The sequence below is a fragment of the Microbacterium sp. AR7-10 genome (genome assembly GCF_001878835.1).
GTDB classification, from domain to species: domain Bacteria; phylum Actinomycetota; class Actinomycetes; order Actinomycetales; family Microbacteriaceae; genus Microbacterium; species Microbacterium commune.
On record NZ_MJIR01000022.1, the window covers coordinates 1 to 930 of the forward strand.

Genomic DNA, 930 nt, shown 5'->3' on the forward strand with positions numbered 1-930 from the left:
TCCTCGTTCCGGTATGAGTTTGTGCCGCTCAGCACGCGGGTGATGCGGCAGAAACTCATACCGGAACGAGGAGCGGTGTGCGGGGGAGGCGGCGTCAGCCCAGGCCGACGGGGATGAGGGCGTGGGCGACGGCGTAGATCGCGACCCCTGCGAGCGCACCCACCACGGTGCCGTTCAGCCGGATGTACTGCAGGTCGCGGCCCACCATGAGCTCGATCTTCTCCGTCGTCTCGGCCGGATCCCACTTCTCGACGGTGTCGGTGATGATGGATGCGATGTCGTGGCGGTACCGATCGACGAGGAAGACCGCGGCATCCGTCGCCCAGCCGTCGACCCGCGCCTGCAGCACGGGATCAGTGGCCAGGCGCTGTCCGACCTCGGCGATCGCGGTGGCCGCTCTGCGGCGCAGCCCGCTCTGCGGATCGGCCAGTGCGTAGAGCAGGCCGGCCTTGGCGGTGTTCCAGGCCTGCGCCGCGAGCTCGCCCACGCGCGGGCTGTCGAACAGCGTCGTCTTGGCGCTCTCCAGCCGCTCGCGCATCGCATCGTCGTGCTGCAGTCCGTCGGCGAGGCGCGCGAGGTAGCCGTCGAGGGCGATGCGGGCCGGATGCTGCGGATCGGCGTGCACGGCGCGGACGAACTTCAGGGCCTCGCTGTACGCCGTCTCGTCGACGAAGCGGTGAGCCAGGCGCGGGACCCATGACGGCAGGCGGCGGGAGATCAGCCCCTGGAACGCCGCGGCGTTGTTCTCGAGCCAGGCGCCGAGACTGTCCACGGCGAGGTCGACGGCGCCGCGATGCGCATCCGCCTCGACGATGCGCTGCAGCCAGGTGCCCGCCGACGGCGCCCAGTCGGGCTCGATGAGGTGCTCGCGCGCGAGGTCGGCGATCAGGCTCTGCACGTCATCGTCGCTCAGCGCGCGCAGCACGGCGG

The 930-nt window shown here is 71.0% G+C and carries 1 protein-coding gene; it reads right to left on the reverse strand.

What is annotated here, in order from left to right:
* Positions 1 to 94 precede the first annotated feature (94 nt).
* Positions 95 to 930, reverse strand: an 836-nt coding sequence (locus tag BFN01_RS01050; protein WP_143187115.1) for a DUF445 domain-containing protein, incomplete at its 5' end; no start/stop codon positions are given.